Annotated in this window: 18 protein-coding genes; 7 read left to right on the top strand and 11 right to left on the bottom strand. The window is 48.4% G+C overall.

The genetic code is table 11. The annotated features are described in order from the left end of the window. Nucleotides 1-121 precede the first annotated feature (121 nt). The 5 genes from Pan241w_RS19490 (at nucleotide 122) to Pan241w_RS19470 (ending at nucleotide 6,134) form a co-directional block, all read left to right on the top strand. On the top strand, nucleotides 122-838 hold the full coding sequence (locus Pan241w_RS19490; protein ID WP_145219063.1) for a pyridoxine 5'-phosphate synthase: 717 nt from the start codon (nucleotides 122-124) through the stop codon (nucleotides 836-838). A 665-nt stretch (nucleotides 839-1,503) separates the two neighbouring features. Next, entirely contained in the window at nucleotides 1,504-2,916 is a 1,413-nt protein-coding gene (gene glnA, locus Pan241w_RS19485) for a type I glutamate--ammonia ligase (RefSeq protein ID WP_145219061.1), read from the top strand. 364 nt (nucleotides 2,917-3,280) lie between these two features. Beyond that, on the top strand, nucleotides 3,281-3,724 hold the full coding sequence (locus tag Pan241w_RS19480) for an Hsp20/alpha crystallin family protein (protein ID WP_145219059.1): 444 nt from the start codon (nucleotides 3,281-3,283) through the stop codon (nucleotides 3,722-3,724). Nucleotides 3,725-4,299: 575 nt separating this feature from the next. Continuing rightward, nucleotides 4,300-5,115, top strand: coding sequence for an HAD-IIA family hydrolase (locus Pan241w_RS19475; RefSeq protein ID WP_145219057.1), 816 nt, complete (start codon nucleotides 4,300-4,302; stop codon nucleotides 5,113-5,115). A gap of 227 nt (nucleotides 5,116-5,342) precedes the next feature. Next, a complete protein-coding gene (locus Pan241w_RS19470; RefSeq protein WP_145219055.1) occupies nucleotides 5,343-6,134 on the top strand; it encodes a phosphoadenylyl-sulfate reductase in 792 nt (263 codons plus the stop codon). 11 nt (nucleotides 6,135-6,145) lie between these two features. Here the strand turns inward: Pan241w_RS19470 and Pan241w_RS19465 are convergent, their stop codons facing one another. Beyond that, nucleotides 6,146-7,105 carry an endo alpha-1,4 polygalactosaminidase gene (locus tag Pan241w_RS19465; RefSeq protein WP_198000029.1) on the bottom strand — a complete coding sequence of 320 codons (960 nt, stop codon included), beginning with the start codon at nucleotides 7,103-7,105 and terminating at the stop codon, nucleotides 6,146-6,148. Between the two features lie 113 nt (nucleotides 7,106-7,218). Between Pan241w_RS19465 and Pan241w_RS19460 the strand changes: the two genes are divergently transcribed. Further along, nucleotides 7,219-8,724, top strand: a complete 1,506-nt coding sequence (locus Pan241w_RS19460) for a sulfatase-like hydrolase/transferase (protein ID WP_145219051.1) — start codon at nucleotides 7,219-7,221, stop codon at nucleotides 8,722-8,724. 12 nt (nucleotides 8,725-8,736) lie between these two features. On the opposite strand, the gene Pan241w_RS19455 is transcribed toward Pan241w_RS19460, so the two are convergent. The 7 genes from Pan241w_RS19455 to Pan241w_RS19425 all read right to left on the bottom strand — a co-directional run bounded on the left by Pan241w_RS19455 (nucleotide 8,737) and on the right by Pan241w_RS19425 (nucleotide 16,993). Then, nucleotides 8,737-11,634, bottom strand: a complete 2,898-nt coding sequence (locus tag Pan241w_RS19455; RefSeq protein ID WP_145219049.1) for an outer membrane protein assembly factor BamB family protein — start codon at nucleotides 11,632-11,634, stop codon at nucleotides 8,737-8,739. A gap of 93 nt (nucleotides 11,635-11,727) precedes the next feature. Further along, a complete protein-coding gene (locus Pan241w_RS19450; protein WP_145219047.1) occupies nucleotides 11,728-12,390 on the bottom strand; it encodes an MFS transporter in 663 nt (220 codons plus the stop codon). A gap of 5 nt (nucleotides 12,391-12,395) precedes the next feature. Continuing rightward, nucleotides 12,396-13,376 carry a tryptophan--tRNA ligase gene (gene trpS, locus Pan241w_RS19445; RefSeq protein WP_145219044.1) on the bottom strand — a complete coding sequence of 327 codons (981 nt, stop codon included), beginning with the start codon at nucleotides 13,374-13,376 and terminating at the stop codon, nucleotides 12,396-12,398. A 78-nt stretch (nucleotides 13,377-13,454) separates the two neighbouring features. After that, on the bottom strand, nucleotides 13,455-14,393 hold the full coding sequence (locus Pan241w_RS19440; protein WP_145219042.1) for a dihydroorotate dehydrogenase: 939 nt from the start codon (nucleotides 14,391-14,393) through the stop codon (nucleotides 13,455-13,457). Between the two features lie 328 nt (nucleotides 14,394-14,721). Beyond that, nucleotides 14,722-14,940 carry a hypothetical protein gene (locus Pan241w_RS19435; protein ID WP_081459548.1) on the bottom strand — a complete coding sequence of 73 codons (219 nt, stop codon included), beginning with the start codon at nucleotides 14,938-14,940 and terminating at the stop codon, nucleotides 14,722-14,724. Between the two features lie 535 nt (nucleotides 14,941-15,475). Beyond that, entirely contained in the window at nucleotides 15,476-15,934 is a 459-nt protein-coding gene (locus Pan241w_RS19430) for an HU family DNA-binding protein (protein WP_145219040.1), read from the bottom strand. Between the two features lie 627 nt (nucleotides 15,935-16,561). Next, nucleotides 16,562-16,993: a YkgJ family cysteine cluster protein gene (locus Pan241w_RS19425; protein ID WP_145219038.1), complete on the bottom strand. Its 432-nt coding sequence runs from the start codon at nucleotides 16,991-16,993 to the stop codon at nucleotides 16,562-16,564. 72 nt (nucleotides 16,994-17,065) lie between these two features. On the opposite strand from Pan241w_RS19425, the gene mobA reads away from it, so the two are divergent. After that, nucleotides 17,066-17,713 (top strand): molybdenum cofactor guanylyltransferase, encoded by a 648-nt coding sequence (mobA, locus tag Pan241w_RS19420; RefSeq protein WP_145219036.1) that lies wholly within the window; start codon nucleotides 17,066-17,068, stop codon nucleotides 17,711-17,713. A 15-nt stretch (nucleotides 17,714-17,728) separates the two neighbouring features. Here the strand turns inward: mobA and Pan241w_RS19415 are convergent, their stop codons facing one another. The 3 genes from Pan241w_RS19415 to Pan241w_RS19405 all read right to left on the bottom strand — a co-directional run bounded on the left by Pan241w_RS19415 (nucleotide 17,729) and on the right by Pan241w_RS19405 (nucleotide 21,948). After that, complete coding sequence (locus Pan241w_RS19415; protein ID WP_145219034.1) at nucleotides 17,729-19,480, bottom strand: ArnT family glycosyltransferase; 1,752 nt, start codon at nucleotides 19,478-19,480, stop codon at nucleotides 17,729-17,731. Nucleotides 19,481-19,942: 462 nt separating this feature from the next. Then, nucleotides 19,943-20,392: a hypothetical protein gene (locus tag Pan241w_RS19410; RefSeq protein ID WP_145219032.1), complete on the bottom strand. Its 450-nt coding sequence runs from the start codon at nucleotides 20,390-20,392 to the stop codon at nucleotides 19,943-19,945. A gap of 32 nt (nucleotides 20,393-20,424) precedes the next feature. Beyond that, nucleotides 20,425-21,948: a 2-isopropylmalate synthase gene (locus tag Pan241w_RS19405; protein WP_145219030.1), complete on the bottom strand. Its 1,524-nt coding sequence runs from the start codon at nucleotides 21,946-21,948 to the stop codon at nucleotides 20,425-20,427. Nucleotides 21,949-22,221 lie beyond the last annotated feature (273 nt).

Genomic DNA, 22,221 nt, shown 5'->3' with positions numbered 1-22,221 from the left:
CTTATGAGATTTCTGAGAACTTTTTTGTAGTTAGAGTGTCGGGAAAGAGGGACTTCGTCTCACTTTTGTTTTTCTGGTTAGAATTCTCGAACCTGTTTCCGTTTTAGAAAGAAAATCTGCCATGCCAGGTCTGGGCGTCAATATTGATCATGTAGCCACCGTTCGACAGGCCCGTTTAACTTATGAGCCGGATCCAGTGTGGGCCGCGGTTCTAGCGGAATTAGGCGGCGCAGATGGCATCACTTTGCACTTGAGAGAAGATCGCCGTCATATTCAGGATCACGATCTCTATACCATGAAGAAGACAGTTCAAGTCAAACTGAATCTGGAAATGGCAGCCGAAGAAGAGATGACCGCGATTGCCTTGGAAGTGCGGCCCGATCAGGTTTCGCTGGTACCCGAAAAAAGAGAGGAATTGACCACGGAGGGGGGATTGGATGTGATCTCAAACCTGGAACGTGTCAAAACCTGTGTACATCAGCTGCAAGAGGTGGGTATTGAAGCCAGTCTATTTATTGATCCGGATCTGGATCAGATTGCGGCCTCAAAAAAACTGGGTGTGCAGGCCGTCGAACTGCATACAGGCCGTTATGCAGACGCGTCCTCTGCTGAAGAACAGCAACAGGAATATGAAACACTCCTCAAGGCATCTGAGTTTACAGTTGAACAAGGCCTGAAACTGCATATGGGGCATGGTTTAACGTACCGGAATGTCACAAAGATTGCTGCGATCCCCAATGTTTGTGAATTAAATATCGGGCACAGTATCATTTCCCGTGCTGTCCTGGTGGGAATGGAGCAGGCGGTACGTGAGATGAAAGCATTGGTCTCAACCTAAGCGGCCAGAGAGCCGTTTTTCGCTATAGATCGTGAGTCATGCGGGAAAGGTTGCTTTACATAAGAACGATTAGTTATCTCTTGTGCTCAGTTATTTCAGGGCGACCTGCTTAACAGGCTTCTCTAATCGTTAAGAGTCTTAAAGCCTATTTGATTGTCAGGACTTAGGAAATCTCAGATCCAGCAAGGATTTATTATGAGACAGGAGCCTGACAGTAGATTTCTATGGGTTGATTCGTTACGGTAGTAGACTGTCAAACAAGATGTGCCTGCTGAGGATTCCGTCATCATCGTGCGTGGTTGCATCTTGTGCCTATGGGTTTCGGTATGGTTGCGATCTCCTGCAATCGCTGTTGTTTCCAACCGATCTACTTAAAATCATGAGGAAATTAAGTAACCAGGGAAGTGTGAGTTTCGTTCCTGAAATCACTTTGTCGGTGAAAGGGGCCGAAGTGGCTCATACGAAAATAAGTAAAGTGACGAGTGTTCTGAAAGCGACTTTCGTTTTGTTGATGGATTACTTTTCAGAGGCAGGATGAAGCTAGATTTTTCCGCTTCCAGCTTTGCTTAAACTTATTGTGAATATGATCGGTTCTTCGCAGGACAGGGTATGACGGGCCTCTTCACCTGCTGTTTCACTCAGACATTATAGAGGAGCAAATTGCGATGACTCCCAAAGATTTTTTTGCTTTTGCAGAAAAAAATGGCGCAAAGATGGTCGACTTAAAATTTACCGACATCTTTGGTACCTGGCAGCATTGTTCGTACCCTATCAGTACCTGGGACGAAGGTACTTTTGAAGATGGCGTCGGTTTTGACGGATCTTCTATTCGTGGCTGGCAGCCGATTGACAGCTCAGACATGTTGGCTGTGCCGGATCCAGAGACGGTTAAACTGGATCCCTTCTTCAAACAGCCGACTGTCAGTGTTCTGGCTGACATCGTCGATCCGATTACCAAAGAAGATTATAATAAGGACCCACGTGGTGTTGCTAAAAAAGGTCTGGCTTACCTGAAACAGACCGGTATCGCCGACTCCTGTTTTATCGGTCCGGAACCAGAATTCTTTATCTTTGATGACGTACGATACCTCTCTAATCAGAGAGGGGCGATGTATGAAATCGACTCATCAGAAGCGGCTTGGAATACAGGTCGGTCTGAAGAAGGGAACCTGGGGCATAAAGTGGGATACAAAGGGGGATATTTCCCCGTATCACCAAGTGACACCTATGGCGACCTGCGTGCAGAAATGGTTGAAGAACTGCAAAAAGTCGGTATTGTGGTTGAAGCACATCACCACGAAGTGGCGACTGCCGGTCAGTGTGAAATCGATATGGAATTCGCACCTCTGATGCAGATGTCTGACCAGTTTATGTGGTACAAGTACATCATCAAAAACGTTGCCAAACGTAATGGTAAAACTGTGACATTCATGCCGAAACCTGTCTTTGAAGATAATGGTTCCGGAATGCATACTCACATCTCTCTCTGGAAAGATGGAGATACATTGATGTACGGTGATGGTTATGCAGGTATGAGCGAACTCGCTCTACATGCCATTGGCGGTATCCTCAAACACGGCCGTGCTTTGATTGCACTGTCGAACCCAACTGCCAACAGCTTCCACCGTCTGGTACCAGGTTTTGAAGCTCCTGTGACTTTGGCAATGAGTCAGCGTAACCGATCTGCTTCTTGCCGAATTCCAATGTATTCCGGCAGCCCCAAAGCGAAGCGGGTTGAATTCCGTTGTCCCGATCCGACCGCTAATGGTTATCTTAGCTTTACCGCTCTGATGATGGCCATGATTGACGGTGTTCAGAACAAGATTGATCCCGGTGAGCCTTTGGACCGTGACATTTATGACATGACACCGGAAGAGTTGGCCGAAACCAATGTTGCTCCCAAATCATTGGATGAAGCCTTGATCGCTCTGGAAGAGGATAGTGCCTTCCTGACGGCCGGCGATGTCTTCAGTCAAGATTTGATTGATTCCTTCATTAAGCACAAGCGGACTGAAGAGTTGGATCCAATCCGCTTACGCCCTCATCCTTATGAGTTTGATCTCTACTATAACGCGTAAGCGTTGCAGGTTGAGAACTCCCTCTGGGGACTCGATATTAACTCGCAGTAAATCAATTGGTTTACTGCGAGTTTTTTTACGTATGGATTACAGGCGGTGCCATAATGGCATTCTCTCGGGGTTGGTTGATAGTGTCATAATGGCACTGCCTTCTGTTTTGCGAGGTGAGTCAAAATTGTTGTTTTCGAAAAATCCGATTTGCAAGTTGTTTTAAATAAATGCTTTAGGGGTTAAGCGTTTCGGGGGAAGGTCAATATGGCATGCTGTGTGCTATGACATGAATTGCTTAGAGTTGAGTCGGAAATAAAGCTTGAGGTCTCGAAATCAAATAATGTTGTCTCTTATTTATTAAGGAGAAAATATCATGTTAAACACACGTACTCACAAATTAGGATTCCCTTTTTCTGCAAACCTTCGTTCTGATTTAGATGATGCGTTCGGTCAATTGTTCGGAAAATCTTTTCCAAATGTGGAGGGCGCTTATTCTCCTCTCTCTGTCTGGGAAGAGGATAGTAAGTACCATATTGCACTGGATGTGCCGGGAATGAAAAAGGATGAGCTTTCACTCGATATTCAGGATGGTCATCTTATTCTGACCGGAGAGAGAGTGTCAGTCGAAGACCGTGAATACCTGCATAATGAACGCCGTTATGGCAAGTTTAAACGTGTTGTCCAATTGCCTGAATGGGTTGATCCGGGGTCGGTGACTGCGACGCTGGAGGCAGGTGTGTTGACGGTTGTCCTGGAGAAGAAGCTGGAAATGCAACCCAAGCGAATTGAAATTCAGGATGTAACTAAGCCAGAGTAAGAGTTGTGATGACTCTCCCATTTTGAAAAATTGTTGGTTGCGGCCCCGGTTGTCTATTACTTAGACAGCCGGGGTTTTTTTGTAGTGCGCTCCAGAAATGAGCCTGTCTAATCTATTTGTTCTCGTTTCAATTCCTGTCTATTTCCTGTGCAGCTCCGCTTAAATGCTAAGTCTAATGCAATCAGTCTATGTGAGGTCTTGATAAAGATTATATGGTTTTCAGATCAATCCTTATCTCGAACAAACACAGAAACGTGCATTGAGCAAAGGAGTTACGATTATGGTGGGACTTGTCTGATTTCTTCTGTGCATTGAGTCCGGCACGGCAATTGCGAAGTCCTTTTAGCATGTTTTGTTTTAAATGCGCTAAAACGCTTCAGCAGATGCTAATGAAAATGAATTGTTCTAATGGTCAATTTGGAGTTTAAATTTAGACAACACCTTGGGCTGTAGTTAACAGACAGTCTTCCATGACCCGATTCAAACACTGATTTTTTCAGTGAGCGCGCTCCAGCATCTGAAGATATCCTACCTGAGTTTCGACTCAAAGTTTATTAATTCAAGGACCGAAAGCGATGTTACCAGGATACTTGATTGACATGGATGGTGTCATTTACAGAGGGACTGACCTGATTGAAGGGGCAGTCGATTTTATCAACGAACTCAAAAAGCGAGATCTGCCTTTTATCTTTTTGACGAATAACAGCCAGAGAACCCGCCGTGATGTCGTCACAAAATTGTCCCGCATGGGGATAACGGTCGGGGAAGAACATATCTTTACGTGTGCTATGGCGACCGCTCGCTTCCTCGCGCAGAGTAAGCCTAACGGGACTGCCTATGTCATCGGAGAAGGCGGCTTGTTGCACGCGCTGCATCGAAACGGATATTCGATCGTTGATCATGACCCCGATTATGTGGTCGTAGGTGAAGGCCGATCGATGAATTTTGAGATGATCGAAGCGGCGGTACGTATGATTGAAAATGGGGCGAAACTCATTGCCACAAATATGGACCCGAACTGTCCCACACAAAATGGTCTCAGGCCGGGGTGTGGGGCGATTGTGGCGATGTTGGAGGCAGCGACCAAGAAAAAAGCCTTTAGTGTCGGAAAGCCAAGCCCTGTCATGATGCGAAGTGCCCGCCAGGAACTGGGGATTTCTTCAGCCCAGACCACGATGATTGGCGACACTATGGAAACGGATATCTTGGGAGGCGTGGAAATGGGCTATCGTTCTGTGCTTGTTCTCTCGGGAGGGACTGCATTGGGCGACTTGGATTATTATGCCTATCAGCCGGATCTGGTGGTCGACAGCATTGCCGATCTGAACAAAGAGGAATTCTTTCAGCTGGAAGGGGCTCGTTTTCCCAAGATGGAACGGCTACTGGCCTGATTTTCTAACTGTCCTGAATCGGTTTGGGGTGGATCGTGATCTATTTCACTCTGAATGGGCGAGAACACGTTCATGCGCGCATTGAGGTATTCCTGACGGTTCGCTACAATTCCTGAAAATAATGTGGTCAAAGTAGATTTCGCACTACATTTGCAGGAATATGTTTCAAATTCAGCGAATTTCTCTTCCCGCTATGGAAGGGAGCAAATCGCCGCAGGAATACTTGAATGGCACGTCTGACACAAGCCGATTTAGCAGATCTTAACGAAGCATTTGAAGAACGAACCCCTCTTGAGCTGATCCACTGGGCTCAGGAAATGTTCGGTACCAGGTTGGCAGCATTGTCGTCAATGCAGCGAGCAGGGTGTGTTGTCGCCCATATGCTCAGTCAGATCAAAGCAGATCTTCCGATTCTGTTTGTAGATACCGGCGTTTTATTTCAGGAAACTCTGGACACCCGGGATCGGTTGATCAAGGAGTACGGTTTAAATATCGTCACTCTGGAACCAGCTAAGACCATGCAGGAACAGATTGACGAACTGGGGGTCTTGTACCTTTCGGTTGAAGGGCAGGAGCAATGCTGTGATTTGCGAAAGACACAACCACTGCTTCAGGTTGCCGATCAGTACGATGCGTTGATTGGCAGTCTACGCCGTGCCGATGGGGGGCAACGCGCCAATGTGCCGATACTGGCGATCGATCCTGCGATGAATTGTCTGCGTGTAAATATCCTGGCGAGCTTGTCCAAGGAAGAATTTCAAGACTATCTCAAAGAAAATCAGGTCATCACAAATCCACTGCACAAGCAAGGCTATCCCACCATCGGCTGCAATCGATGCACGACGCCAGTAATGGAAAGCGAACCGAATCGCGCCGGGCGTTGGCGGCATCTGGGCCCCTGGTCACAGTATTGTGGGATTAACCCGACCGATGTTTCCGGAAAACAGGCGCCTGCCATCGACTTATCTCAGGATCTGGTCGATCGGATTCTGGGACGCGAAACTGACTTTATGATCTAACCAGAGTTCTTTCACTCTGTCTCAGTATTCTGTGTCAGTTCCTTGTGGAGCTTCGTATTTGAGCTTGCCCAGGTGGGTATGAACCCCGCAGCACGACTGTTCTGAAAGAATTGCTTCCGTGAAACATTCGTGTCGGCATAGCCTAGCGTGAAAACTGACGTAAATCCATTTTTTCGAATCTGGATCAGGTCCCGTTCTTTACTGGCAATCCAGGCACTCGAATAAGCATAGGCCCCCGTCCACAGTAAGCCATCCGGGTTATCAGGATGAGAATGCGCGAGATCAAGCCCGGCAATAAAAATGCCGGTGGCATCACCGACGAACACGTTTTTTCCGATAAGATTCAACCCACGGTTTTGCATGATGAATTTCTCTGGTGAGAATGCTTTGATTAATCGGATCAGGCTGATCATTGCTTTGACATTTTGAGCCCGGCGCGATATCGACCATTCTTTTCGGGTAATATACAGGTCACTGGTATCCACGGTATCCAGAAACAGGCCATCGACATTCTGTTTATAGATGTGTTTGATTTTTTGCTTTAAAAATTCACGCCATGATTTCTCTGAGACATCAATACGCCAGGACTGAAATGCTTCGTTTTTACTCAGGATCATACTGTCCAACGATGTTGGTATTTTTTTTTCTTTCAGGAACTGTTCAAAATTCGCTTTTTCCAGCTGTCCCAGTTCTCCTATGCTGATGTAAGCGATGACTTTAGAGCCAACCAGCCGAGCTTTTTTTACGATCTCAGCAATTTGATTTTGGCTCAGGCTGCGTAATTCAATAATCACAACCTGGCCTTTTTGCATTTTCTCTTGCAGGTCGCTTAAAACTTCAGAATCATTTCCATAATAAAGCTGAAGCCCGGTCGGCTTGAACTCATTTTTTTCAGCCCCCAAACTCGATTCTGTCGTGGTCAGGCCCAGACTGCATGTCATAATCAAAATCAGGTATAAAACGTTTTTCATCAAGTTCGTTCTCGTATATGTGATTTGTGTTTTCCTGGAAGCATTTGCTATTCTAAAGAAAGATAAACTCGTTCCTAATGTATTTTCCACAATATTCATCGAAAAGACCAGCTATGCAACGATATCGGATCAATCAGGGTAGTCGTCAAATTATCAGGGGGTTGTCTCTGGTGTTATGTTTCTGGCTGTTATCTACGCTTTGCGCCTTTGCTGCAGAAACGCCTCCCAACATTATTTTGATCGTCAGTGATGATCAAGGGTATCACGATCTGGGCTGCTTTGGCAGTCAGGAAGTTATCACGCCCCATCTCGATCGATTAGCGAAAGAGGGCGCCAAGCTCACCAACTTCTATGTCACCTGGCCGGCCTGTACTCCCAGTCGAGGCAGTTTGTTGACGGGACGCTATCCCCAGCGGAACGGTGTTTACGACATGATTCGCAATGAAGCACCCGACTACGGTTACAAATACAAGCCCGAAGAATACGATGTCACCTTTGAACGCATTGGTGGGATGGATGTCCGTGAAAAATTACTGCCTTTGTTATTGAAACAGGCTGACTATGTCAGTGGAATTTATGGCAAGTGGGACCTGGGAGTTCACAAACGGTTCCTGCCGCTCGCGCGAGGCTTTGATGATTTTTACGGGTTCAGTAATACAGGCATCGATTATTTTACGCACGAGCGATACGGCGTGCCTTCCATGTTTCGCAATAATCAAGCTACCGAAGAGGATAAAGGCACCTATTGCACTTACCTGTTTCAGCGAGAAGCGGTTCGATTTGTGAAAGAAAATCATCAGAAACCATTCTTTCTCTATCTGCCGTTCAACGCACCGCATGGTGCCTCCAGTCTTGATCCCCGCATTCGCGGTGGTGCCCAGGCCCCGGAGAAATATAAGAAGATGTATCCGCATTTAAAAGATACACTGGTAACGAAGAAAAAAACGGGCCGCTATGAATATCGGGAAACTCCCAAGGGGCCTGTCATCAAGCAGGGCGTTTCTCCCAGCAAACGTCGGCTCGAATATGTCGCCTCGATTACCTGTATGGACGATGCGATTGGCGAAGTTTTGGATCTGCTCGATGAATATCAAATCGCTGACAATACCATCGTCGTTTTCTTTTCCGACAATGGGGGCGGAGGTGGTTCTGATAATTCGCCGCTCACAGGCAAAAAAGGGATGATGTTCGAAGGCGGGATTCGCGTTCCCTGTCTTGTACGCTACCCCAAAAAAATCAAGCCCGGCACAGTCAATGAAAGTCTGCTGACTTCATTGGAATTGGTTCCGACATTCCTTAATGAAGCGAAAATCGCTTTGCCGGAAGATATTGTTTTCGACGGATATGATATGCTGCCGACTTTAATGGGGCAGGCTGATACGCCACGCAAAGAAATGTACTGGCAGCGTCGGGCCGATAAAGCCGCCCGGGTCGGCAACTGGAAGTGGGTGGAATCGGCGAAAGGGAATGGCTTGTTTGATCTTTCTAAGGATGTGAGTGAAAAACACGATCTTTCCCAAACACATCCTGAAAAACTGAAAGAAATGAAAGCTCACTTTGCCAACTGGAAAAAAGAGATGGCAGAGGCTGAACCACGTGGTCCCTTTCGCGATTATTAATTGAGCACAGAGTTACTCTTTACTAAGCAACTCCGGTTTTCGATCCGGTAGTTCCACTAAGTCATCCAGAGGCAGGCTATTCTTGACCAGTTCCAATCCACAAATCAGAGGCGTACCCGCGCTGGCGTTAAAAGTCAGGTTCAGATCACCACCCAGAGAGAGCTGAGAGAACTCACGCACCAGAATCTTTTGCCGTGACTCCGTTTCGCGAAAGATATCCAGATCCTTGATGAGCGGCTTCCCATCCAAATTCACATTGAAGACTCGCTTTTTTGGTGCAGAGAACTCAGGTTCCCGGAAGTAGAGCCGAAGTGTGTATTCAGCAGGTTTAATATTTTTCAGGGTGATCTGTTCAACGCCGGTAATGCCGGATGCGCCCACCCAAGGCCAGCCACGTCCTCCTTCAATCCATAAGGCGTGTTCATAAAACGGTTGAATGTTTTGGGGCTTCACAGCCAGTTCCAACTCTGGGGAAGGTCCTCCTACACTGGGAACATCCAGCCAGAGTGTGCCGCGGTGGGTCATCCGATCGCCGGGGGCGCCAAAATTAAGGCCGACGCGTTGCAGTCCTTGCACTTCACTTTTTCCCCAGACCATCCATTGCTCATGTGTTTCTGGCAACGAAATGAGCGAGAGGCCGACAGGGAGCGGATAACTGCACGTGCAACCCTGAAAATAATAGGGCACGTTGAGCAGGCCATTTGCAGGAACAATACTGTTCGTACAGCCCGAACGCGGTCCGCTGATGTGGATTGTTCCGCTCTCCACACGTTTGTCATAAAAGGCAGCGGTTCCCGATCGCATGGTGTAGAGGTAGCTGTAATCAACACCACCATCGCATCCGTAACTTTTGGGAAACGCGCGAGGCTCTGATCGACCAGTCAGTGGGTTGGTGCGTTCTCCGATTACTGGAGGGGCAGGGCTCCAGTCGTTTTTCTGATAGGGGGGCCGATACTGGCTTGGTTGTTTCTGGTCTCGGTCCAATGTCGGCAGTTCTGCAACCAGAGATTTCGCCTGTGTTTCATTGAGCTTTCTGCCGGTATAGACATCAGAGAATTGCGGCGCGAGCAGTTTATAAGGGGGGCGTATTCCGGCCGGATAGCCTTGCCAGTATTTGGAATGTGAAATCATGACGCCGTCGACAAACTGGGGTTGGGGGGCGCGTTTGAAGTTACCGATGCTGTCGTCGTACCATAAGACTCCCACTGGTGCCTTCACCAGTTCATCCGGACTTGACCAACCGCCGGTATAGTTCGAAGAGCCCGGCAGTGCACCCACTTTTTCAAAAACCGTATATCCGTCTTTGCGAGAGATCCGGGCCTGAGTTAAGTCTTTGGATTGCTTTGCCAGCTTGGAGTGTGTCTGCTCCGTGCATTTTACCAGCAGACTGCCTCCATAAGGTCTGAGCGAGGGATACAGTTTTGCAACCAGCTGTGAACAGGAATCGCTGCCTGATTGTTGTGGATCTGAAACGATAATCAGTTGCGCAAAATACGCGGGCAACTCGAAGTCTGACAGAGGGCCTGGGAGAAATGAGAGTTCCGCAGCCGACCGGCCTTTTGCGTGGTAGGTCTGGTGGAGAGCCGCAATCCGGTCTGTGTTGGTATCCAGGGCAACAACTTGCAGGCCCTTCTGATTGAGCAATCCGTCGATCAGTGTTTCATCAGGAATTCCCGCCAGAAAGACGTAGCCACCGGCAGTAAGACGGTCTGAAATCACGGCCGGTGTGTTGGTTGAGGCCGGAGCCTGGTCACGCTTGGCACGTTCTCTGATGGGAGAAACATAGGTCTGAGGTTCAGTTTTGTCTGGCCCTAAGCAGTAGATGTTTCCTTCTTGTGTGACGACGAATAATCGATTTGCCGCCACGAGGAGAGAGTGGATCGTTCCGCTCACTCCTGGAATGGGTTTGTCGTAAGCGAGTTTTTTGTCTCCTGCCTGAATCTGCTGACGCAGCCCCCGTTTTCCATCAGGACCATAATTTTGCCCGTTTTCATGGCGTGCGGAATTCACGTCCCGATCAAAGAGCAATTCTGTTTTCTCAAGTTGCGTCTCACCGCGTCGGGCCGCTTTGCCTGCTGTGGTAAACCATCCGCCAGGCGTGCGTCCTGGTTTCGGGAGCGCGAACTGGATGAGTTTGCCCGTTTCTTTTTCAAGCCGAGCGGGGAATGCGGTGCCGCAAGGGACGATCAATTCATTTTCTGAAATCACGAGATAGCCCTGAGGAGTGACTCCGCCAAACGCCTCGGCGGCATGTGGGTGTTGTCCGTAAATGAAGCCCAGTCGATCATTGACCCACTTCGTCGCTCCCGTCTTTGTATCCAGGGCATAAATGAAGACGCCTTCAAACGGCCAGACACCGGCTGCGAAATAGATAGTGTCATTTTCGATGACAGGACCGCCGCGGACGGGCCATACCGAAGTCAGGCGGCGATTGCCGAGAATCAGACGGTTCGAAGGGACCGCCCGGAATTTCCATTGCAGTTTTCCAGTTTGTGCCTCAATGGAATACAGACAACCATCATCCGAACCAAAAAACACTGAGTCGTTCCAAGCTACGGGAGCCAGTCGAATGGGACCATTCGTAAAGAATCGCCAGAGTTCCTCGCCAGTTGATACGTCTATGGCTGTGACTGAGTTAGTGCTGGATGAGCCATAAAACAAGATCCCGTTTTTGACGATCGGTTCATAGCCGGCATCAAACTGTAAGCGTGCATTCTTAAACGCTGGTTCCAGCGGAGGCAGTTGATGAACCCACTGGACAATCAGTGATTCCGGAAGTGTTTCTGTCGTGGCTGCTGAACGTTGTGGATTCATGCGCCACATCGGCCAATCATTGGCTTCGGCTGATCCTGACAGGAGCTGGATCAGCAATACGCACAGGATTATCGGGCGTAAACAGAGGTCAGTCATGGGTTGCACTTTTTTCAGGTTTTCAGATCAACGGTAAAAGCGTGTTTTTTTAACTCGCGGATACTATCAAACTACCATGAGATCGGAGGGCATTCAACTCCCCGTTTCATCCCGGTCCTGATCGATGGGGGATTCCGGCTCTGGTTTCGCCACTTGTCGGCTGGCCCAGATCGCTGCCAGACAACATAGAATGAGTTCTAGGAGCCAGAAAAGGTGAGGCCAAGGCGATTTCAGGGTAGCAATCGGGGAAATTCGATGCTGCAGGTAAGAGGATATTTCAAGCAACCGTTGTTCTTTGTCTCTGCGTTCTGCCTTTGCTTTTTCAAATTGTTCGATGACCTGTTCATATTCCTTGCGTGCTTCAGGATCTTCCGGCGGTTCTCCTGATCGCAGCATCCGGTCAATAACAATCGACGTCTGGTCTGCTTTGAATTGCCTCTGAGTCGCTTCCTGATAACGCTGATGAGATAGATACAGAATCAGCGACTGCCCCAAGATAACCAAACAGACAATGGAAAGCATGAGTGTCCGTTTGGCGGGGACTCCCAGTTTGATAGCTAAGGTCGTTAAGGCACCGCCGGAGATCAGTCCATAGACTACCGCATAGACCAGCAGCAACTTCAAGCGTTCAGGAAGATGGACCGCTAACAGAGACAGAGCCGTGATCAGAATTAATGAGACAATGAGCCATTGTATAAAAACGGCAGGAGAATGCCGTTGTTGAGCAGGCGGTGATTCTGAAGGCTGATCCGACATAAAATTCATTTCGCTAGATGATTTGATCCCAGACCACAGGCCTTTTGAACCCGATCCAGCACTTCCTTGCCTTTTTCCCTTGCCTGACGAGCTCCCTCTGCCAGAATATCGTTGAGGGTGTCAGTGTCGTCAGCCAGTTGCTCCCGGCGTTCGCGGGCCTCTCCGAAGTACTCCAGAGCCGCTTCATGCACGGCCTGTTTTGCATCCCCGTAGCCCATGCCCCCCGCTCGATAGCGTTGCGCTAACTCTGCCTGCTGAGTTTCATCGGCAAACAATTTGTACAAGGCAAACACGGCGCAGTTTTCCGGGTCTTTGGGATCTTCCAGCGTTGCCGAATCAGTTTTGATCGACATCACTTTTTTACGTTGTTTTTTCGGAGTCTCAAAAATCTCAATCACATTTTTATAGCTTTTTGACATTTTCTCGCCATCGATACCCGGTACTTTGGCCGACGTATCCAGAACCCGGGATTCCGGTAGTGTCAGCGTTTCACCAAAGAGGGTATTAAAGCGTTGTGCCAGATCCCGTGTGACTTCGACGTGTTGAATCTGATCCTGCCCGACAGGCACTAGATCGCTGTCATACAGCAGAATGTCGGCTGCCATCAAAACCGGATACGTAAACAGTCCTGCATCCGCGGCGATCCCTTTTGTCTTCTTATCCTTGTAGGCATGGCATTTTTCCAGCAGACTCATTTGCGTGATCGTCATCAGAATCCAGGTCAAACTGGTGACTTCTGGAACATCAGACTGGCGAAACAGAGTTGCCTGTTTGGGATCCAGCCCCAATGCGAGCAGGTCAATGGCTGCTTCCTGGGTGTTTTGTCGCAGTCGTTCCGCATCGCGGATTGTGGTCAACGCGTGTAGATCAGCGATGAAATAGAATGCCTGCTCATTATCTTGCAGGTCGATATACTGCTTGATGGCTCCGAAATAATTGCCCCAATGAAAACGGCCTGTTGGCTGGATTCCCGATAACACTCGCATGAGCTGATTCTCTTTATGATTCTAAATCTGTAGGAAGTTGAAATTAAGTCTCTGAAAGGAGCTGGATTTGATGAAAACTTATCTTTCTGGATACACAAGTGACCCAACAAGTTCACTCACATGGGCGCATTTTTCTTCGAGAACAACCTGTTCCAGTTCTCCAACGAGTTGGGTTGCCAGGCCAGGATTGTAAAAGTTTGCGGTTCCGATTTGAACAGCCGAAGCACCCGCGACAATGAACTCCATCACATCATCGATATTGGAAATACCGCCGACCCCGATAATCGGAATCTCAACAGCACGCGCCACCTGGCAGACCACTCGTAAGGCAACAGGCTTAATCGCTGGACCACTGAGACCGCCAAAAATTCCCCCTAGAATGGGTTTTCTGCGACGCCAGTCGATGGCGGTTCCTTGTACCGTATTGATCAACGAGACAGCATCGGCTCCTCCTGCAGCGGCCGCTTGTGCGATATCCACGACGCTGGTGACATTCGGCGTCAGTTTGGCAATGATTGGTAGTTGGCAGCTTTCCGTGACCTGTTTAAGCATCTTTTCTGTCAGCTCGGGTTGCGTGCCATAATCGACGCCACCGCTGACATTCGGGCAGGAGATGTTTAATTCCAGTGCGGCAATCTGATCTCCGAAGGCATCCAGTCGGGAAGCCATGACGGCCATTTCGTCAATGCTGCGTCCAGCGATGTTGACAATCAAAGCCGTCTCCAGCGAAGCCAGGTAGTTCAGATGCTTTTCCAGAAACAGATCGATACCGTCATTATCCAGACCAATCGAATTCAAGAGACCGGCGCTGGTTTCAATCGTGCGTGGTGGTGGATTTCCGATCCGTGGTTCCGTGGTGATTGTTTTCGGGATAATGCCACCCAACTTGGAAAAGTCGAGAAAGGGCTGCATTTCGCGTGCGTAACCAAATGTTCCCGACGCGACCAGAATCGGGTTCTTGAGAGTAAGACGGTTCAGCGTAACTGATAATAGATCCGTTTGTGTTGGGGCGTTCATCGAATAACTATCCGGGGTGCAGTCATGGACTGCATGATCGTGATTTTGGATATTGAAGAAAGTGCCCTGCCACCCGCCATGTTCTGAGGTCGGTTGATGAATCATTGCACTGTGAAGGGATCAGAAGATCCATAAAAGCTCATCTTAGCGTTCTCACAGTGGGAGGACCAGTAAGTGTGCCTCGGAAAACACAATCCTTAAATGCAGAACAGCTGCCGAAAACAAATTTTCGGCAGCTGTGTATTATGTATGGGATTACGATTGTTCAATCGATACGGAACCAGCTTGAACAGAGCGGTAGTGACATGCGTTTGACCAGAAGGGTGAATTAAATCACGCCACCGTGAGTTCGATAAGGTGTTGCCACATCGGGCATATCTAGCCCCCAGATCCGTTCCCAGATCTTTGGAATATGTCGCATACTTTCTGATTGGAAAATTAATTGACGAGCACGATCATCTCGTGAGGATGAGTAGATAGGAACCACACATCCGACCTGAGTGAGAGAAACTGCAATTAACATGCTGGCCAATAGGAACTTACGCATTTTTTTCTCCATGATATGGTCGTGCCATATTTGTGCTGGTATTGATCCCAGGCAACGATCCCTTAATTCAAACCATTGAATGAAAGGCATCTAACCGATATCGAAGGGGTTAAAGTGCTGAAATGTAACTCGAGGAGAGGAGAGAGAGGGGATTATAAATACCACCTTTAATTTCCTCTAGTTCGTTTTATCGACAATCAGATCAGGAGACTTTGGTAAAAAATGCGGATTATTCCAATTATTGTGTTAAATCGGTTTATCCGGCGAAAAACGGGATGCAAGAGTTGTAAAATAAAGTAATGTACGGAACAACCATTCATTATTGACGATTCGAAGTCGGTATTAGTGGGGGATTTCCATTGGAGAGGGCTCGATATGCCAGGAGAGGACTAGCAGGTTTTCTGGCAATGCTCGATGCGAACGAACGGAAGCAGAAGCAATAAAAAAACCGGTCTGTTTCGGTACATTCAAAACAGGCCGGTTATGAAAAAGCTCATACCAGTTCTTTCAGCAGTAAAGTCTTGAGGATGCAGGTTTAAGGTGTATGCTGAGTTCCCGAAGGATAAGAACCGTTATTGTAAGTTCCTACCTGTGGGGTTCCCGGAGTTGAACCTGGAGTCTGTGGAGCCGCAGGTGGTGTCTGCTGTGGCTGTGACGCCGCAGGAGCACTCGCCTGAGGTTGTGAAGCGGCAGCCTTAAGTCTTGCAGCTTCTTCTTCCAGGTTACGCACACGCTTTTCCATTTCCTTGCCAGGCTTAAACGTTACGACGTATTTTTCTTCTACGTCGACACGATCTCCTGTGCGAGGATTCCTTGCCTTTCGTGCTGCTCGCTTTTTGACTTCAAACACGCCAAAGTTGCGGAGCTCAATGCGCTTGTCAGTGACAAGAGTGTCAACAATCGCATCAAACGTTTTTTGCACGATCTCTTTTGTCTTGAGTTGCGTCAGACCAATCTCTTCCGAAATTACTTTGACTATCTCTTTTTTCGTCACGACTGGGTTCTCCCAATTTTGAGAAGCCGTCGGACAGCTACGCCCTTCCGCTGGGCACTCTTGAGCCGTCTCAACTGTAATGGGTTACACGACTTAGTGTCATAATAGATTATTTCCCACAATTGAACAGTAAGTCAAGACCGATCTTTGGCAGGGCACGGGAAACAGAGCGTTGTTATACAAAATGTCACTTGGCTACGGTAATTCTTACACTTTCATTTTGGCTCTAATTAATCGGAACTCAAATAGAACTGATGATGTGTAACTCATTTATTATCAACTGGATACAAAATTAATTGTTCTTTGAATCATGAGATCATCCAAACATTCGCAGTCTTGTCAAAATCCCCAGTTAAAGCCACGAGGATTTTTTTACAAACTTCTCACGAAATTTGAAAAAAGCGGGCTGGAGAGTGACTTTCGCAGTAATCGAGAGCTACAAAGCCTTTATGAATCGATACTTATTAAATCGCAAATCATCGATGTTATCAGGTGACTCAAGACTGTATCACGTTACTTCCGAGTTGTAAGTTGAGTCCAAAGTCAGCAGACCGGAAGTCATTAGAATGGATTGTTCTAAAGGGACTGGTTTGTCAGCAGATAGGGAAAGTAAAACAGGGGCAGAGATTATAAGTCTGTTTGTGAAGCACGCTTTTGGATTTCTTCAAAACTGATAAACGCTCCTTTGCCTGCACCCGGACAATCTGGTGAGAGAGCGTCCCAACTCGCTTTAGTTTCAAGGTTTGAGTTCCAGAACGGCCAGGTACGGCATTGGGTGGGACGGGCTTCATATATGGTGCAGCCTCGTTTCTCCGGATCGAAAAACGTGCAGTCACCGTTCGCAAATTCAGTTAATGAACGCCGCCCAGCATAAAGCCGGGTATGCATCAATAAGATTTCCCCTTTTGATTTTCCCGTTAGTTCTGCGATCGCCTCGATTTCTGAATCATCGACCCACACAACACCGGGATCTCCCGTGCAACAGTTACCGCATTGAGTACAGGTAAATTGTAATCCATCACGATACCAGGGTTCTTGTTCAGAATTCTGATCACTCATTTTTCAGATCGTTTCTCTGTATTGTGTTAAACTGCTGTTTTCGAATTCTTTTTGTAAGTAACCTGCAGGAATATGTCAAACTCAAACAAAAAAATGAAGATCGGCGGGATCATTCTCTGTGGTGGAGAAAGTACACGTATGAATTATCCCAAGGCGCTACTGCCAGTGGGAAATGAACTCATGTTACAACGGGTCGTGCGAATCGTTTCTTCCGTTGTTTCCCCTGTGGCTGTGATGGCCTCGCAAGATCAGAAGCTACCCGAGCTGCCTGATTCAGTGATTGTCGTACACGATCGGGAATCCGGGGCAGGCCCGTTGTCCGTCATTGGACACGGGTTGGAAGTTCTGAAAAATCAGTGTGATGCTGCTTATGTTTCAGGCTGCGATACCCCCTTGATTCAGACAGAGTTCATTGAAATGATTATTTCCCGGCTGGGGAAAAATCAACTGGCGATGGTTCAAGAAGGGAAATGGTTTCATCCTCTGGCAGCCATTTATCGGACATCGCTGGTTGAGTCGATTCAGCAATTGTTAAGTGAAAACAAACGGCGGCCTCTCGATCTGGCTGAAACTGTGGAAGCCTGTTTTATAAATTCCGAGGATCTACGCGAAGTTGACCCTCATTTGCTGGGACTGCAGAATATAAATACCCGCGAGCAATATCATAATCTGCTGCAAGAGATGGGACTGGATACGACCTCCCCTATGCCATTTGAGTAATTTCAGACCGGCTAATTAGTTGATGGGAAGTCCCCTCTGGACGCGGCTCACCGCTGTTTGCCAGCGAATCACATCTTCCGGTGTCAGTTCATAAACATTGATCGAATATCCCAGCCGCGCTTTGGGTTTGAAGAAACGGAGATAACCCAAAGCATCGTTCCCCAGATTATGACGACTTCCGTCCTGTTTGCGAATGGAATAGGGACGCCCCTGTAACAGGCTGGCACTGATGGCATAAGTTCCCGGCTCAGGATGAAATTCGGGTGGCAGGCGATAGGGAACGCCCAGAGTAGAGGGAGGCACTGTCCCGAAGTAGGCCAGACCAAGGTCGTCCACCTTGTGTTGTTTCAGATACTCTTTCAGCCGGTACAGATCCTGCCCCCAATCGAGATTCGAGTCGATCAAATGTAAGCCACCATTTTCCGGTCCACCAGACAGTTCATTAAAATACGCTAAGTGATCTGGAGCAAATCGGAGCGAAAAGGGCAGCGTCAGAGCGGCGACAATGATCGCGTAGGAATAGAGCTTATTCTTCTCAAGATCCAGTTGTTCCGCCAGAGGGGCAATCAATAAAAACAGGAACGGGAGCACGGGCAGAATGTATCTCAAACCCAGTTGATTATTCGACAGACTGGCGATGCAGACTAATAACACCACTGGCGTCAGCAGCATTCCCAGGGTTCGGAGTGATATGTAGTCTGATTGGTTTCGCTGTTTGAACCATTGAAAAGCAGCCAGCAGAAGTAAAAACTGAACGCCGTGAGGCAGCTTATAAATCAGCGTGTAAAGGTAATAGCTGCGAAAGCCGGTTCGCGTCCATTCGGAATCCAGAAAGGTGGGATGCGACTGCTGCATGATGAAGCGTTGCAGGTCGAAGCCCATTAAGTAATCCCGAGGAAGGGGCAAGGGGATGTTTTGCAGCAGCGGAGGGAGCTGGTTTAAAACTTTGAGTTCGGAACTTTGAAATTGATAGGCACTGATAGGCTGAAAACTGCCTTGAAACAAGTAGCCGGCATTCAACACAAAGCAACTTACCAGCAGGAGCACTCCCCATCGGGCCAGGATCGTTTTTCGGGGGATGTCATGGTTGACATCAGTGTTTTTCACCCGCAGCAGAAACCATTGGATCATCAGAATCGGCACCAGCAGGATTGCCGTGTATTTGGTGATTTGTGCCAGCCCCAGAATCAAGCCGGTGATCAGAGCCCATTTCCATGAAACCTGCTTTGCAAACTTCCAGCCACAGTAAACCGTTGCCAGGAAGAACCCCGCGATTGCCAGATCCTGTGTCCCCAGAGCCGCGTTGGCTAGAATATTAGGACTCATCGTCCAGAGCAGAACTGCCAGACAGGCTGAGAGTGTTCCAAACAGCTCACGCGCCCATACTGCCAGCAGCAGCCCCGATGCGATTGAAAGCAGAAGAATCGGAATCCGTCCCAGTGCATAATACTGATGGTAGTTTTCCGGGTTTGCCTGGAGAAAGGCGTCTCCATAGTCCGCAGGATCTGACGAGCGAGCGGGGGCACCCGCCTTCGCTGATGTGAATAACAGAGGCACCGCTGCCCAGGTTCGAATCAGGGGAGGATTCAGTCGATCATAGTCAAACCGACCGGTTTCCCAGCCAAGTAAACCAACGGGCAAATGCCAATATTCGTCATGAGTGACCGTCAATTTTTGAGCGGAATACAGCCCCAGGCAGAATTGAAATAGCAGGAGAATGCTGATTGCAGACCAGAATCCTTTACTTGTTCGTAATTGATTCTGCATGAGATTGATCGCTGTCCGGGCTCAAATTGAAAAAACGGGGTGTCTCGTCAGACATGTTTTTTTGATAATAGCCGGAGTATCTGGGTCGCGAAAGAGAGATTTGAAGGGAGAAGCGATCAGCTCACTGGAAAATCGGCACCAGGACGAGGTTGATTTCAGTGTGAGAGAACTTTCCGAGTGTGGCTATCCCTCCAGCCAATTTAAGACGGGCGTCATCACTTTGGCTGGAGGGAAGCCTACTTGTTCTTCTCAGAACTTATATGATGACAGGCTTGGTTTCACTTGCTGCAATGCGTGTGCCAGTGATAACTTAACAGGGGGATTCCTGAAAATTCGTGTCGGGAAACTGTAAAACAGGACCTGAGGCAAATCAGGTGAGGACAGACAAAAATTGAAATGAGACACAGGTGTCGGATTGAACGACATGTCTGTCGTTGGCTTCGACGCGTCGTCTGAGGGATCCTAATTTACGGCCCGCTGATCAAGCCAGGTTTTGAGATCACGTTTGACGTCCCGCATGATGATGGTTTGTTCGGGAACCGCCTGGTAAAAATGGAGTTCTGCCTGCTCATATTGGGTCAGGTCCATGTTCTCAGAGGCAATTTCCAGAATGCGATCAGTCATCTTTTGGATTGCCGCGTCATCCTCATTTGGATTGAAGGGAACCGCCAGGGTAACACGAAAGGTGAGCGGGTTTTCCGGTTTGCCTTTGAGCCGGCCCCCTTCCACGCGTGGACGGGACTTGGGGAATTCTCTCGCCAGCGCATTCTGAGCGTCTGCAAAGTGAAATGTATTCACAGCCTGAAACACATACAGCGATCCTGACATCAGCAGACCAAAAATCAACAGGCTCAGAACAATCGTTCTGCCTTTGAAGCTCTTGGTCTGTGACTCAGGATCGTCGGTTGTCATTTCTGACTCGTATTCAGTTGAAGAGAATATTCTCAGTTTTCCAGTTTGGCGGCTGCCTTGTTGATCGCCTGCAGATACGCTTTCGCACTCGACTCAATAATATCGGTGCTCACACTGCGGCCGGTAAACAATTCTCCGTTAATGCGAACTTCCACACGCACTTCCCCTTGTGCATCCTTTCCGCTGGAAACGCTGCCGACATGGTATTGTTCCAAAACAGCGGTGATTCCCGAAATCCGTTCCAGTGCCCGAAACACCGCATCTACCGGGCCATCGCCGGTCGCAGCATCGCAGTGAATTTTTCCGTTTTCATCTGCCAGTTCGATCGTCGCCGTGGCAATGGTGCCTGTTCCGGCAGAGGTGTGGAAGCGGGCGATTTTCCATTTTTCCGGTGCGTCCGTCACCTGATTCTCGATCAAAGCGACAATATCGGCATCATAGACTTCCTTTTTCTTGTCTGCTAATGCAATAAACTCATTGAAGATCCGCTCGAACGTTTCATCATCCAACGTATGTCCCAAAGACTGAACCCGGTCGCGAAATGCATGCCGCCCGCTATGCTTACCGAGCACAAGGTTCGTGCCCACATAACCAACATCCTCCGGATGCATAATTTCATAGGTCGTTCGTTCCTGAAGAACGCCGTGCTGGTGAATGCCGGCCTCATGGGCAAACGCATTTTTTCCCACGATGGCTTTATTCCGTTGAACCGTCATACCGGTGACCGTCGAAACAAGGTGGCTGATCGGGTACAGACGCTTGGTATTGATATTCGTGTGCACGCCGTAATAGTCGGCACGTGTTTTCAATGCCATGACGACTTCTTCCAGCGCACAGTTGCCAGCCCGTTCGCCTAAGCCGTTAATTGTACATTCAATCTGTCGTGCGCCCGCTTCGACGGCAGCCAGACTATTGGCAACCGCGAGCCCAAGATCGTTGTGGCAGTGGGTGCTGATTATCGCCCGGTCAATGTTAGGCACATTGTTCTTCAGCGTTCTGATCACATCGTGAAAATGAGCCGGCGTCGCATAGCCGACGGTATCAGGGATGTTAACGGTCGTCGCCCCGGCGTCAATTGCTTTTTCGACGACTTCACACAGGAAGTCTTTCTCGGTACGGGCAGCATCTTCAGGTGAGAATTCGATATCAGGGCAGTAATCGCGGGCCCGCTTCACCATTTCGACGGCGGTCTCTACGATCTGTTCCTTGTTCATTTTCAGTTTATGTTCGCGGTGGATCGAACTGGTCGCGAGAAACACGTGAATGCGGGATTTCTCCGCGTCTTTCAAGGCTTCCCAGGCTCGGTCGATATCGTCTTTACGACAGCGGGCCAATCCACAGATTGTTGTCTGGCTTCCGAATTCATTGGCAATTTTGCGGACCGCTTCGAAATCGCCTGGGGAGGCGATAGGGAAACCGGCTTCTATGATATCCACGCCCAGTTCCACAAGTTCCTTAGCCACTTTCATCTTTTCGGCGGTTGTCATACTGCAACCAGGCGATTGTTCACCGTCTCTCAAGGTGGTGTCAAAAATCTTTACTGTGTCGTTGGACATCGGTTTTCTCCATGAATCAATTTCCGCTCCCGATCAGGGGAGCTAATGAGAGACCAGAATAGTACCAGCGGGCAAAATAAAAAACCCTGAGGCCAATCTGGTCTCAGGGTTTCGCTGTTTTTGATTAACAATCGTACAAAGAACCTAGGACCTGGCTTGGGATAGCAGGTTTAGTAGTAGGCTCAGGTTTAGCAGATTGTGAATTTGCATTTGGTTTTCAACTCAATTGATCGTTGGTCTCGGCAGCAGGACTGCCTTCTTGTGCAGATAATC

The sequence above is a fragment of the Gimesia alba genome (genome assembly GCF_007744675.1).
In the GTDB taxonomy this organism is placed as follows: Bacteria; Planctomycetota; Planctomycetia; order Planctomycetales; family Planctomycetaceae; genus Gimesia; species Gimesia alba.
Note: the sequence above shows the minus strand (reverse complement) of the source record. Positions and strands in the feature narration are given on the sequence as shown.